This is a genomic window from Dactylosporangium sp. CA-139066 (assembly GCF_050936175.1).
GTDB lineage: Bacteria > Actinomycetota > Actinomycetes > Mycobacteriales > Micromonosporaceae > Dactylosporangium.
Genome location: NZ_JBNJNH010000001.1, coordinates 7854738 through 7867851, shown reverse-complemented (window position 1 = coordinate 7867851; position 13114 = coordinate 7854738). Strand labels below are relative to the sequence as shown.

The 13114-nt window shown below is 75.6% G+C and carries 12 protein-coding genes; 8 read left to right on the top strand and 4 right to left on the bottom strand.

The window, feature by feature from the left end; genetic code table 11:
• Positions 1-26: 26 nt before the first annotated feature.
• A complete protein-coding gene (locus tag ACQEVU_RS35950; RefSeq protein ID WP_433331582.1) occupies positions 27-170 on the bottom strand; it encodes a hypothetical protein in 144 nt (47 codons plus the stop codon).
• Between the two features lie 77 nt (positions 171-247).
• On the opposite strand from ACQEVU_RS35950, the gene ACQEVU_RS35945 reads away from it, so the two are divergent.
• Positions 248-835 carry a mycothiol-dependent nitroreductase Rv2466c family protein gene (locus ACQEVU_RS35945; protein WP_433335208.1) on the top strand — a complete coding sequence of 196 codons (588 nt, stop codon included), beginning with the start codon at positions 248-250 and terminating at the stop codon, positions 833-835.
• On the opposite strand, the gene ACQEVU_RS35940 is transcribed toward ACQEVU_RS35945, so the two are convergent.
• Positions 818-1519 carry a GNAT family N-acetyltransferase gene (locus tag ACQEVU_RS35940; RefSeq protein WP_433331580.1) on the bottom strand — a complete coding sequence of 234 codons (702 nt, stop codon included), beginning with the start codon at positions 1517-1519 and terminating at the stop codon, positions 818-820. The two genes, ACQEVU_RS35945 and ACQEVU_RS35940, sit on opposite strands and share 18 nt — an antisense overlap.
• A gap of 64 nt (positions 1520-1583) precedes the next feature.
• Here ACQEVU_RS35940 and tsaA point away from each other — a divergent pair, with 64 nt between their 5' ends.
• Positions 1584-2000 carry a tRNA (N6-threonylcarbamoyladenosine(37)-N6)-methyltransferase TrmO gene (gene tsaA, locus ACQEVU_RS35935; protein WP_433331578.1) on the top strand — a complete coding sequence of 139 codons (417 nt, stop codon included), beginning with the start codon at positions 1584-1586 and terminating at the stop codon, positions 1998-2000.
• Here the strand turns inward: tsaA and ACQEVU_RS35930 are convergent.
• Together ACQEVU_RS35930 and ACQEVU_RS35925 are read right to left on the bottom strand one after the other, a co-directional pair.
• Positions 1997-4450: a CHAT domain-containing protein gene (locus ACQEVU_RS35930; RefSeq protein WP_433331576.1), complete on the bottom strand. Its 2454-nt coding sequence runs from the start codon at positions 4448-4450 to the stop codon at positions 1997-1999. The two genes, tsaA and ACQEVU_RS35930, sit on opposite strands and share 4 nt — an antisense overlap.
• A 773-nt stretch (positions 4451-5223) precedes the next feature.
• A complete protein-coding gene (locus ACQEVU_RS35925) occupies positions 5224-6684 on the bottom strand; it encodes a hypothetical protein (protein WP_433331574.1) in 1461 nt (486 codons plus the stop codon).
• Between the two features lie 111 nt (positions 6685-6795).
• On the opposite strand from ACQEVU_RS35925, the gene ACQEVU_RS35920 reads away from it, so the two are divergent.
• The 6 genes from ACQEVU_RS35920 (at position 6796) to ACQEVU_RS35895 (ending at position 12935) form a co-directional block, all read left to right on the top strand.
• Entirely contained in the window at positions 6796-7458 is a 663-nt protein-coding gene (locus ACQEVU_RS35920) for an HAD family hydrolase (protein WP_433331572.1), read from the top strand.
• A 410-nt stretch (positions 7459-7868) separates the two neighbouring features.
• On the top strand, positions 7869-9902 hold the full coding sequence (locus ACQEVU_RS35915) for an Hsp70 family protein (protein WP_433331570.1): 2034 nt from the start codon (positions 7869-7871) through the stop codon (positions 9900-9902).
• 53 nt (positions 9903-9955) lie between these two features.
• Positions 9956-10372: an SRPBCC family protein gene (locus tag ACQEVU_RS35910; protein ID WP_433331568.1), complete on the top strand. Its 417-nt coding sequence runs from the start codon at positions 9956-9958 to the stop codon at positions 10370-10372.
• A gap of 16 nt (positions 10373-10388) precedes the next feature.
• Positions 10389-10808, top strand: a complete 420-nt coding sequence (locus tag ACQEVU_RS35905; protein WP_433335206.1) for a MarR family winged helix-turn-helix transcriptional regulator — start codon at positions 10389-10391, stop codon at positions 10806-10808.
• Between the two features lie 320 nt (positions 10809-11128).
• Complete coding sequence (locus ACQEVU_RS35900; protein WP_433331566.1) at positions 11129-12169, top strand: hypothetical protein; 1041 nt, start codon at positions 11129-11131, stop codon at positions 12167-12169.
• A 67-nt stretch (positions 12170-12236) separates the two neighbouring features.
• Positions 12237-12935, top strand: coding sequence for a B3/B4 domain-containing protein (locus ACQEVU_RS35895; RefSeq protein WP_433331564.1), 699 nt, complete (start codon positions 12237-12239; stop codon positions 12933-12935).
• Positions 12936-13114: the final 179 nt, after the last annotated feature.

Genomic DNA, 13114 nt, shown 5'->3' with positions numbered 1-13114 from the left:
GCGCGTTGCGGTTCGTGGCCGGGGGCTCAGACCCTTCCGGCCCCGAGCCGTATGCGGTGGCCCAGGCGGCGGGCGGCGGCGACGAAGCCGGCGCGCAGCGGCGGCCAGTTCCAGAACGTCAGGCCGAGGTGCGCGAACGCCCGGAGCGTACCGTCGGCGGCTTGGCCCAATGGAACCGGCCGTGAATTGGAACTTCCGAGGGCCAACCGGGTCGGCTTGACTGTCGGGCGTGACGACCGTTGTTGACATGTGGTTCGACCCGAAGTGCCCCTGGGCCTGGAACGCCTCCCGCTGGCTGCTGGAGGTCGAGCGGGTCCGGCCCGTGCGCACCCGCTTCCACGTGATGAGCCTGTGGCTGCTCAACAAGGACCGGGAGAACCTCGAGGACTGGTACCGCACCTGGCTCACCGACACCCTCGGCCCGGTCCGCGTCTGCATCGCCGCCGAGCAGCAGTACGGCCCCGAGGTGCTGCGCGACCTGTACACCGCGCTCGGTGACCGCATCCACCACGAGCGGATGGCGATCGGGCCGCAGCTGTACCGCTCCGCGCTGTCCGCGCTCGGCCTCGCCGAGGACCTGGCCGGCGCCGCCGACACCGACGCCGGCGACGCCGCCCTCCTCGACAGCCACCGCGCCGGCCTCGACCCCGTCGGCGAGGACCTCGGCACCCCGGCCATCCACATCGACGGCGCCGCGTTCTTCGGCCCGGTCGTGACCCCGGTCCCGCGCGGCGAGGCCGCCGGCCGCCTCTACGACGGCATGGCCCTCATGGCGAGCACGCCCGGCTTCTACGAGCTCAAGCGCGGCAACCGCACCTCACCCCGCGTCGACTGACCCGCCCGGCCCGGCGAAGGAGCGGACCTGGGTGTCGCGGCGCAGCCGGAAGCCGAGCGCCGAGTACAGCCGGATCGCGCCGGCATTGGTCGCCGCGGCGTGCAGGAACGCCCGCTCGCCGCGGGCCCGGATGCCGTGCACGACCGCCCGGACGAGCCGGCCGCCCAAACCCCGGCCACGGTACGCCGGGTCGGTGCACACCGCGCTGACCTCCGTCCACCCGGGCGGCCGCGTGCGCTCGCCCGCCATCGCCACCAGCGCGCCCTCGTGCCGCAGCCCGAGGTAGGTGCCGGTCTCGATGGTCCGGGCCCGGAACGGCCCCGGATCGGTGCGCCGCACCAGGTCCAGCATCTCCGGCACGTCCCGCGGGCCGAGCACGACGGCCTGCGGGTCCGGCCCGGCCTCGACCGACTCCTCGACGAGCTGCACGATGCCGAGGTCGAACGTGGGCGCCCACCCCGGCGGCGCCGGCGGCACCTCGCCGAACAGGGTCACCGGCCCACCGGGGCCGGCCAGCTTCGCCAGGTCGGACCACACCTCGGGCCCGGCGCCCGGCGCGATCGCGCAGAACGGCGCCACGTCGGGCCGGAAGCGGGCGGCCCGGCCGATGATCTCGGCGAGGCCGCGCTGCTGGTGGTGCAGCGCCGCCCAGATCGGCGCGTCGAGCACGTCGTCGTCTGCCATCCCGCCCGATGCTGCCACAGGAAGGGGCCGTGCCACCGCCCCGTTTCCCGTAGTGTCCGGTCCCATGGAGCATGATGGGTTCGTGGTGCGCCCGGTCGGGCGGGTCGAGTCGCCGCTCACCGACCGGGCGGGGGCGCCGCGGCAGGGCGACGAGGGCGCGCCGCCGGCCTGGATCGTGTTCGAGGAGCGGGTCGTCCCGGCCCTCGCCGACCTGCACGAGGGCGACCAGATCCTGCTGCTGACGTGGCTGCACCAGGCCGACCGCGACGTCCTCGCCGTGCATCCGCGCGGCGACGTCACCCGGCCGGAGACCGGCGTGTTCGCCACCCGCGCGCCGGACCGCCCCAACCCGATCGGGCTGCACCGGGCCGAGATCGTCGAGGTCGACGGCCGCCGCGTCCTCGTCGACGGCCTCGAGGCCGTCCACGGCACCCCGATCCTCGACGTCAAGCCCGTCATCGGGGCGGTCGACGAGCGCTAGCCCCGGTCGTACTGCGCGGTGACGGCCGCCCCGCCGTCGCCGACGACCGTGAAGGCGGCCCAGTGCCGGGCCGGCACCCCGGCGTCGCGCGCGGCCAGCATCGCGCGGCGCAGCGCCTCGGCGACCGGGGCGCCGGCGCGCAGGTGCCGGTGCAGGCCGGTCATCAGGTCGGCGGTGGCGGCGTCGTCGACCGGCCACAGCGACACGACCGCCGCCCGCGCCCCGGCCCGCAGGAACGCGCGGGCCAGGCCCAGGCTGCCCTCGTGGGTGCTGCGCCCCCAGCCGGTCTGGCAGGCGCTGAGTACGACGATGCGGCAGCGCTCGAGGTCCAGGGCGGCGACGTCGTCGGCGCGCAGGTACCCGTCGTCGGCGCCGTCCGGGCTCAGGCACAGCGCGCCCGGCGTGACGCCGTCGTCGGAGCCGTACAGCCCGTGGGTGGCGAAGTGGGCCAGGTCGCAGCCGCCGATGCGGGCCAGCACCGCGGCGCGCGTCGCGGCCGCGCCGATGAGCGGCTCGCCGCCGCCGACGGCCCGGACCTCCCGCTCGGCGTGCACGAGCGGCGCCAGGGCCGGCACCGGGAAGCCGGGCGCGATCGGGGTCCTCGGCGGCGCCGGGTTGCCGACCAGCAGGACGTCGCGCAGCGGGGCCGGCCCGCCGCCGTCGAGCACCGGGAACAGCGCGATCGCCGGCAGCACCGCGATCGGGAACCGGTCGGCCAGGCACTCGCCGTCGCCGATGCGCAGCGCGGCGAACGGCACCCGGTCCAGGTCGCCGTCGGGGACGATCACCAGGCGGCGGGCCGGGGTGGCCCGCAGCGCGTGGCGGATCGGCGCGACCAGCGCCCGCGACAGCCCGTCGAGGTCGAGGGCGTCGACGGCGCCGGCCAGGTCGGGCCCGTCGACCTCGCGGGTCAGCCCCAGGAACGCGTCCGGCTCGGCGGGCCGCCCGGCGAGGTCGCGCAGGACGTCCAGGCCGGCGTGGGCGTGCGCGATCCCGGCACCGTCGACGAGCCACGCGTGGACGCCGGCGACGGCGTCGGCGGCGGAGCCCGCCAGCGGGGGGACCATGCTGTACACGAGGAAGGCGACCCCGCGCTCCTTGGCCAGCGCCACCGCCTCCGCCGGGCCGAACTGCCCGCCGCTCGGGTCCGGTGCCGCGCCCGGCCCGCGCCGCCGCCGCAGCTGCCGCAGCAGCCCCCGGCCGCGGGCCCGCTCCGCCGCTTCCAGCCCGCCGTCGGCGTCGCCGGCGGCGAGGCGGCACTGCTGCAGCACCCGATAGACGAGCGCCTGCTTCTCGAGGACGTCGACGTACTGGCGCTCGTCGGTCACGTCGCGGCGGACGGACTCCCAGTCCTCGACGGCACCCTGCAGTACCGTCTCCGCGCCCGTGACGTCCCCGTCGATCAGGGCGAGCCGGGCGACGTTGAACCGCGCCGCGGCGCGGGCCTCGAGGTCGCCGGTGTCCTGCAGGCGCACCGCCCGGCGCGCCCAGGCCCGCGCCCGCGGCAGCCGCCCCGCCTTCATGTCCAGCGCCGCGAGGCTGTTCGCGGCCCGGCCGGCCAGGTGCCGGGTGCCGCGCTCCAGCGTCTCCCGGTAGACGACGCGGATCGCCGCGGCGCCCCGCTCGACCTCGCCGGTGTCGGCCAGGGCCAGCCCCAGCGCCATCTGCGCCTGCAGGTACTGCTCCCGCCGCCCGTAGCGCTCGCACAGCGCCGCCGCCTGCTCCGCCATCGCGACCGCCCCGGCCGGGTCGCCGCCGGCCCGGTGGACCGAGGCCGCCGCGGCGAGCGTGCCGAGGCGCGCCTTGTCGGCCCGGACCGGATCGGCGATCGTCCCGATCACGGCGAGCGCCTCGTCGAGCTCCCCGCGCGCCGCCGCGTGCTGCTCCAGCCCGTACAGCGCGACGGCGTGGTCGGTCAGCGCGGCGGCCAGCATCTCCGGCGCCGCGACGGCGCGGGCGAGCTCGACCAGGCGCCCCAGGACGCCCACCGTCTCCACCGGCCGCCCCAGGCGGTGCAGCACCTGGGCGAGCTCCCCGTACGCGAGCGCGAGCTCGGCCGCCCCGCCGTGCACCTCGGCGGCCGCGATCGCCTCGCGGGCCGCCGCCTCGGCCTCGGCGAGCCGGTCGAGCCAGTACAGCGCCCCCGCCCGCAGCCGCAGGGCCGTCATCCCGTCCTCGCGGGCCAGCGGCGTGTCCCAGCGCGGCCACGGCGGCAGCAGCGCCAGCGCCCGCCGGCTCGCCTCGAGCTGGGCCGGGCGGCGCTCGAGGATCGCCAGCTGCCGCGCGGCCCGGCTCCACAGCGACCCGGCCAGGACCGGGTCCGTCGCCTCCCAGAACGCCGCCGCCTCGGCGAACGCGTCGTGCGCCGCCTCCCATTGCCCGGCCGCCTCCATCGACTCGGCCCGGCGGCGGGCGAGCATCGCCCGGATCGCTTCCAGCGGCGTCGGCATGTGGGTTGGTCCTCTCGGGAGGTCTCACACGCCTTCTGACGGACCGCTTCCCCTTCCCGTCGCGTGGCCCCCTTCGGCGACAGGCGCCTCTTGCGCGACATGTCCGCCACTTCGTGACGGACATGTCGGACTTTTCGGTTATGCGCGGTTCTCGATGTCGTGGGCGGGGTGGCCGCGGCAGGCTGCTTCCCGGGACCGGGCCGCGGCGGGCGGGTTGCGGGGACCGGCCGTGGCGGGCCGCTTTTCAAGATCGGGCGACGAGCGCTTTTCCAGGGATCGCCCGGGCCGCTCTGCGCGGCGGGCCGCGGCGGGCCGCTCTTGCGCGGCGGGCCGCTCTTGCGCGGCGGGCCGCTCTTGCGCGGCGGGCCGCTCTTGCGCGGCGGGCCGCTCTTGCGCGGCGGGCCGCTCTTGCGCGGCGGGCCGCTCTTGCGCGGCGGGCCGCTCTTGCGCGGCGGGCCGCTCTTGCGCGGCGGGCCGCTCTTGCGCGGCGGGCCGCTCTTGCGCGGCGGGCCGCTCTTGCGCGGCGGGCCGCTCTTGCGCGGCGGGCCGCTCTTGTCCGACATGTCCGCCACTTCGTGACGGACATGTCGGACTTTTCGGTTATGCGCGCTCCTCATTGCCGCGGGCGAGGCGGCCGCGGCGCGCTGCTTCCGAGACCTGGCCGCGGCGAGCCGCTTTCCGGGGACCGGCCGCCGCTGCGCGGCGGGCCGCTCTTGCCCGACATGTCCGCCACTTCGTGACGGACATGTCGGACTTTTCGGTTATGCGCGGTTCTACGCGTTACGGACCTGGCCGGCGCAGGTGGATTGGACGCCGGCCCAGTCGGCGCCGAGGTCCTTGGTCGACGCCGACTCCAGCGTCATGTTCTTGCGCACCACGTCGCCCCAGAAGTCGAGCATCTTCGGCTCGGTGAACTTCTTCGACAGGCAGGTGATGGCGATGAGCGCGATGCCGTACCGTGCGTCGATCTCCCACCCGGGCGCGGTCTCCGGCGGCGGCGCGAGCGTGATCTTGCCGTTCCAGCCGTTCTTCACGAACTTGCGTACGTCCGGCAGGCGCCCGCGCATCGTCGTGCCGTCGCGATCGGAGATGTAGTCGGCGATGCCCTCGGTCATCCACCACTGCTCGGCCGTGCCGTAGTCCTCACCGACCGTGACGACGTGCCCGAACTCGTGGGTCAGCAGCACCTGCAGCCACTGCTGGGTGGCGTCGGCGGACTGCATCACGATGCCGCGCGGGCCGGTCGAGTAGCCGTCGTACGACGCGCCGATGTCGCCGTTGTCCCACCACGACTTCCACTCGCCCTCGCCGGCGATGTACACGATGTACCACTTCGGCGGCGCGTCCCAGTGCGCGTAGCGGTCGGCGACGTCCGCGGCCGCGTCGGCCTTGGTCAGCACCCGCTGCAGCTTGCTCGCGCTCGCCGCGGACCCGGCCACGATGACCCGCCGCCCGGACACGGCCTGCAGCGCCGAGGCGTCCCACGGCTCGGAGGTCTGCTCGTACTTGGCGATCGTCGCCTGGTCGCCGGCGATCGTCCACGAGGTCTGCACGACCTGGGGGAACAGCACCGTGCAGCCCTGGCCGAAGCAGTAGTCCCAGCGCACCAGCGTGGAGTACGTCCCGTCGGCGTTCTGTGACGGCCTGTCGACCAGCGTCGGCTTCCACGTCTGCACGCCCATCGCGCGCAACGACCCGAACCGCCGGTTGAACCCGTCCTGCAGCCCCGCCCCGATCCCCGCGCCGTAGCCGGCCTGGTCGCCGGCGAGCAGCGCCTTGGACTGCTTGTTCAGCACCGCGAGGATCTTGTCGGAGACCGAGTCGCCCTTCGGCGCCGAGGCGTTGTCGCCCGTCGCGCCGTGCGTGCCGAGCGGCCGGGCGGCGCCGGCGAGGGCGGCCGGCGCCCCCGATCCGGCCGAGGCGACCAGCACGGCCAGGGTCAGCACGATCGCGGTGCCGACCACGGACGCGGCGATGACGAGCCCGCGCCGCTTCTTCGGCGGTGGCGCAGGGAGATAACCGGTCTGGTACGGCGCCCCGTACATCGGCGGCGGCATGCCGGGCGGTGGCGGTGGCGCGGCCGGCTGTGGCCCGTCCGGCTCCGGCGCTGTGGTGGTCGGCGGCGTCCACATCTCCGGGCCGCGCTGCTGGGGGATCACCACGCCCGTGGTGGGCGGCGGCTCCTCCGTCGCGGCCGGTCCGCTCACCGGCTCCGAATGGTCCCCGTGCATCACGCCCGCACGGTACTGGATGCGAGCCACCCTCGGGAACCGGTGTACCGGCCAGGTCGTGACGCGGGCCATATCCCTTTGTGGCCGGGCGGTCCTGCTTTGTAGCGTCGCGGCATGTTCGACGGCATCGAGGCGCTGGTGTTCGACTTCGACGGCCTGCTCATGCAGACCGAGTCCACGCTGCTGGAATGCTGGCGCACCGAATGGGCGCACCACGGCCTGGACCTGGACGTGAGCACCTTCTTCGCCGACCACGCCGGCGACACGTCGGAGCAGCACTACGCCGACCTGGCCGCGGCCGTCGGCCCCGGCTACGACCGCGCCACCAGCCACGCCCGCCGCATCGCCCACCGCGACGTACTGCACGCCTCGCTGGACCTGGCCCCCGGCATGCGCAGGTGGCTCGACGAGGCCGCCGCCCTGTCCATCCCGCTGGCCGTGGCCAGCAGCTCGCCGCGCGCGTGGGTGGAGGGCCACCTGAACCGCTGCGGTGAGCTGTCGAGGTTCACCGTCCGGGCGTACGGCGACGAGGTCCCCGACCACAAGCCCGACCCGGGCGTGTACCTCCTGGCCCTGCGTCGCCTCGGCGTCCCGGCGTCCCGGGCGGTGGCGTTCGAGGACACGCCGTACGGCGCGGCGGCGGCGAAGGCGGCGGGCCTGCGCTGCGTGGCCATCCCCAACCCGTACATGGACCGCACCCGGTTCACCGCGGCCGACATGGTCCTGCACTCGGCCGAGCAACAGTCGCTGGCGTCGGTCCTGTCGTCGCTCGCCTGACCCGGCGCGGCGTTGGGGCGCGAAATGTCGGGCGGCTCCGCCGCACCGACATTTCGGATTTTTCGCCTGCCGGGACATTTATCCGGATCGCGAGCACCTCGCCCGCCCTCCGCGAGGCGGCGGGACGGCAGGCGAGGCCGGTTGGTGACGGCAGGCCTTTCCGGGCGGCAGCAGTAGTGGTGGTTGGCAGGTCCCGGGGGTGGCAGGCCGGGCGGCGGTAGTGGTTGGCGGTGGCGACGGTGGTGGTTCGCGAAGCCGGCCGTGGCGTCCGTGGTGGTGGCCGTGGCCGGGCGGCGGTCGTCGTAGGCATGGCGGGCGTTGTAGGCATGGGCCGGGCGGCGGTGGTGGTGGCGTAGCCGGGAGGTGGCGGTAGGCCTGGCTGGTCGGCGGCGCGCCGATAGGATGCCGCGATGCCCTTCCGGTTCGCGGTGGACCTCGGCACGTCCAACACGGTCGCGGTCGTGGACCGGGGCGACGGCACGCCCAGGCCGCTGCTGTTCGACGGCAGCCCGCTCCTGCCGTCCGCGGTCTTCGCCGACCCCGGCGGTGCGCTGCTCGTCGGGCGCGACGCCGAGCGGCACATGATGACCGACGCCACGCGGTTCGAGCCCAACCCGAAGGGCCGCATCGACGACGGCGCGATCCTGCTCGGCGACCGTGAGCTGCCGGTCGCCGAACTGCTCGCCGCGGTGCTGCGGAGGGCGGCGGCGGAGGCCGCGCAGACCGGCGTACCGGTGGCCGGTGCGACCGTCCTCACCTGCCCCGTCGACTGGGGCAACACCCGCCGCGCGGTCCTGCTCGAAGCCGCCGGGCGGGCCGGGCTCGGGCGGGTGGCGCTGCTCGACGAGCCGGTGTCCGCCGCCACGTACTGCGCCCGCGCCCTCGGCGGCCGCCTCGCCCCCGGCCGCTGCGCCGCGGTCTTCGACTTCGGCGGCGGCACGCTCGACGTCACCGTGGTCGAGGCCACCCCGCCCGGCGGCGGTGCCGCGTTCGACGGCCGCGGCCCAGTCGTCGGTGCGGATGACGGCGGCATGGGCGGGAACTACGGAGGCGGAGGTGCCGCGGACGGGGGAGCCGGGCTGCGGGTGCTGGCCACGGGCGGGCTGGCGGATCTGGGCGGTACCGACATCGATGCCGCGCTCGTCGGCCACCTCGGCCACCTGATCGCCGCCGCCGACGCGGACCTCTGGCGGCGGCTGGCCGCGCCGCGCACCCCCGCGGAGTTCCGGGATCGGCGCACGTTCTGGTCCGAGGTACGCCAGGCCAAGGAAATGCTCTCCCGCTCCGCATCGGCCCCGATCCACGTCCCGGGCAGCGACCGGGCCACGCACCTGACCCGCGAGGAGCTCGAACGCATCGCCGGTCCCCTCGTCGACCGCGCCGTGGACGAGACCCGCCGGGTGCTGGAACGCTCCGGGGTCACGCCGGCCCGCCTGGACGCGATCGTGCTCGTCGGCGGCTCGAGCCGGCTGCCGCTGGTGGCGAGCCGGCTGCATGCGCGGTTCGGGCTGGCGCCGGTCGTACCGGAGCAGCCCGAGCTGCCGGTGGCCTTCGGCGCCCTGCTCCTGGCGAACGGCCCGTCTACGTCTACGTCTACGTACGCATCCCCACCGACGGGCGACCACCCGGCCACGCCGGCGGGCGGATATCCGAGCGGGCCGGTCAGCGCAATCCCGTCGGCCCCGGTCATTGCGCAACCGGCGGCCGCCTATGCCGCGCCCGTCGCCTTCCAGCCGCCGTATCCACAGCCCGGACCGCAGGGGCACGCCGGGCTGGCGGCCCGGGCGCCGGTGACACAACCGGAACGGCGGGCGCGGCCGTCGGTCATCATCGGGCCGGGGGTGACGATCCAGGGCAACGTCGCCGTGTACGGGGACGCCGACCTCATGCCGCCCGACGAAGACGACGAACCCCGCAGCGCCGCATCGGGCCGGGCCGGCAACGAGCCGGCGCCGGAGCCGAAACGACGGCGGCGGGGCGTACTGCGGCGGCTGCGGTTCGCGGCGCTGCCGATCGTGCCGTGGGTGCTCATCATGGTCCTCACGCCGTGGGGGCGCGGGCTGCTGCACGACGGCAAGGACAAGGTCGACAGCCTGTTCGGGGGTTCGGCGCAGCCGAGCGCGCCGGCGTCCGCCCCGGGAAGCCCGAGCCCGAGCGCGAGCAGGGCCGCGGCCGGGCCGGCGACGCTGCTGCTGGTGCCGGCGAGCGGGAAGGCGGGCGCGCCGGTGAAGCTGACCGCCGGCGGGTTCGGGGCGGGGGAGCGGATCGACGTGAAGGCCGACAACCGGACCGTCACGACGCTCACCGCCGACGACCACGGGGCGGTGGAGGAGAGCGTGACGGTGGCGGCTGGTGGTACCAAAACGGGAAAAATCGTCAATGTCCAGCTTGTCGGGAAGACCAGCCGGCTCTCGGCAACGGCGCAGTACCGGGTTGCGAGTTAGTCTGCGCGGCGATAATCTCTGCGAAGACTAATTCGCCGGAGAGGGGCACGACCATGTGGGCGTACGAGCACTCGGTGGACAGCGGCGCGAGCGCGGCGGCGATCTGGGACGTCTGGGCCGACGTGCCGGGATGGCCGGACTGGAACGCGGGCGTCGAGAAGATCGAGATCGACGGCGAGTTCGCCCCGGGGACGCGGTTCCGGATGACCCCGCCGGGGGAGGAGGCGATCGAGCTGCGGCTGACCGAGGTTGTACGGCATGAGCGCTTCACCGACATCATGGACGCCGGGGACTTCGTGGTGACGACCGTCCACCGGCTCGAACCGCTCCCGGGCGGCGGCACCCGCGTGGTGTACCGCACGGAGATCACCGGCGCGGCCGCCGCCGAGGTGGGCCCGCAGCTCGGCCCGGCGATCACCGGCGACTTCCCCGAGGTCCTGGCGGCGCTGGTCAAGCGGGCGGAAGGATAGGAGCGCAACGTTGGCGATGCAGCCCGAGGAGAGCCCCGGCTTCCTGCTGTGGCACGTGACCCTGCGCTGGCAGCGCGACATCGCCGCGGCGCTGGCCCCGCTGGACCTGACGCACGTCCAGTTCGTCCTGCTGGCCAGCGCCTGGTGGCTCAACCGCGCCGGCGAGGCGCCCCGCCAGCACGCCCTCGCCGCCCACGCGGGCACGGACGTGAAGATGACCTCGCAGGTACTGCAGAAGCTCGAGGACAAGGGCCTGCTCCAACGCCAGGTCGACCCGTCCGACACGCGGGCCAAGCTGCTGCGCGTCACCGACCGCGGCGCCGAGGTGGCCGAGCGCGCGGTCGCCGTGGTCGAGGCGGCCGACGCCGCGTTCTTCGCCGCCACCCCCGACGCGAAGGCCCTGCTGGACCTGCTGCGCCCCCTCGCCGCCCGTTGAGCGGCTTGCGCGGCCGCGCAGCGAAGGGCCCCTGCTGGGTCCTCTCGCCGCTCGCTGAGCGGCTTGCGCGGCGGCGCTATTGTCGATCGAGGCGGCCCGGCACGAACGGCGGACGAAGTCGGGCGATGCGCCGATGGTGTCCGCCATCGATGTACGGTTCGGTCTGGACCATGTGGCAATGTGGGGTTTGCGGGACGAGCAACGCCGCCGACGGCGGGGCCTGCTCGGCGTGCGGTGCTGCCCGCGCGCCGCAGGATCCGGCCGCCGCCGGGTACACGTCATGGCCCCCGGCCGAAGCCCCCGCCGCGAGCGGACCGCCCGTGTCGTGGCCGGCGTCCGCGCCGGCCGACGCCTTCGGGTCGTGGTCGCCGGGCGCCCCGGACGCGCCACCGCCACCCGCGCAGCCCGCCGACGCCGCGAACCCGTGGCCCGCCGCGCAGGCCGCCGCCCCCGCCAACCCGTGGGCGCCCGCGCCCGCACCTCAGCAGCAGTGGCCGCCGACCTCCGGGGCGCCGGCTCCAGGGCAGCAGTGGCCGCCGACCTCCGGCGCGCCGGTCCCCGGGCAGCAGTGGCCGACCTCCGGAGCGCCGGCCCCGGGGCAGGCGCCGTGGGCCGGTGGTCCGCCCGCCGTCGGATCCGCGAGCGCACCACCGCCGCCGTGGCAGGGCCAAGGCGTCACGATCATCGAGCACAACCCCAGCCGCCGCCCGGTCTGGATCTTCCCCGCCGTGGTGGCGATCGTCCTGCTGCTCGCCGGCGGCACGGTCGCCTTTGTGCTCCGCGACCGCTGGCTGCCCGGCGGCACCGCCGAACCGACCGCCGGCCCCACCGGCGCGCCCGCGATCACCGGCGACAACCCGCAGCCGACCGGCACCGGCCCGGCCCAGCCGCCGCCCACCACCGCCGCCACGACCACCGGCCCGCCGACGCTGCCGGCGGCGGTCGGCAGCGTACGGCTCGACCCCAGCCTCGACCCGGCCCAGGCGCCCGCCGTCGCCGCGGTCTTCGACAAGTACTTCAGCGCCGTCAACGCCCGCAACGCGAGCGCCGCCCTCGCCGTCATGGACCCGGGCGGCTCGATCAACCAGGGCGACGCCGGTGCCGTCAAGCGGTTCAGCGACGGCATCAGCACGAGCACCGACGACGACGTCCTGCTGCTCACCCTCGGCCCCGACTCGTCGGGCAAGGGGCTGCTGCAGGCGCGGGTCACGTTCCGCAGCCACCAGGACGCCGGCAAGGGCCCCAAGGGTCGCGAGTCGGAGACGTGCACGCGCTGGGACGTCACGTACTCGATCACCAAGCCCGGCGGCGGCGACTACCGCATCTGGGGCAGCACCAGTGCCGGCAACCGCCCCTGCTGATTGGTCCCGCCCTCCGCCGCGCGAATGGACCTTCCCGCCGCGGCGCACCGGCGCGATGCTGGCCGGCGTGCGCTTCCGACACCGCGACGAGATCTGGCGCGATTTTCCCGATTTGGTACCCGCAGTGCTCTCCCTGCAGGACATCACCCCCGACGCCGACGTGAGCCGGATCGTCGCCGAGCACACCGCGACCGCCCTCAAGCGGCTCGACGGCGGCGGCGAGAGCGCCCTGCCCGAGATCCAGGCCTGGCGGCGGGCGTTCGCCGCGCAGGGCGTACGGCCCACGCAGTACCGCTGCGCCTCGGAGTCCCTGCTGCGCCGCCTGCGCCGCGAGGGCGCCCTGCCGTCCCTGCATCCGCTGGTCGACGTATGCAACGCGGTCTCCGTTGCGTACGCCATCCCCGTCGCCGCCATCGACATCGACCGCGTAGCCGGCGGCCTCGAGGTCGGCTACGCATCCGGCACCGAGACGTACGAAACCTTCGCCGGCACCGTCGAGCACCCCGACCCGCGCGAGGTGATCTTCGCCGACGAGGCCGGATTCGCGCACGCGCGGCGGTGGACGAACCGGCAGAGCGGCCGCTCGGCGATCCGCCCGGAGACGACGCGGGCGCTGATCGTCGCCGAGGGCCTGCACGCCACCGCCGCCGCCGACGTGGCCGAGCTGGCCGGCGCCCTCGCCGAGGCGCTGCGCGAGGCGTGGGGCAAGGCACCCGCCCCGGTCGTCCTCACCGCCGACCACCCGGCGTTTGAACCGGTGTTGTAGCCCGACTTTCGCGGGATGGCAGCGCCTTGGCCGGCCGGCCAGGCGCCGCGCGCCGGGCCGGCCTGGGTGAAATATCTGGGCCCGGCGCAGGCTCACCGCCGACCGCCCGGCGTTTCCTTGGCCGGCCGGCCAGGCGCCGCGCGCCGGGCCGGCCTGGGCGAGGAATCTGGGGGCCCGGC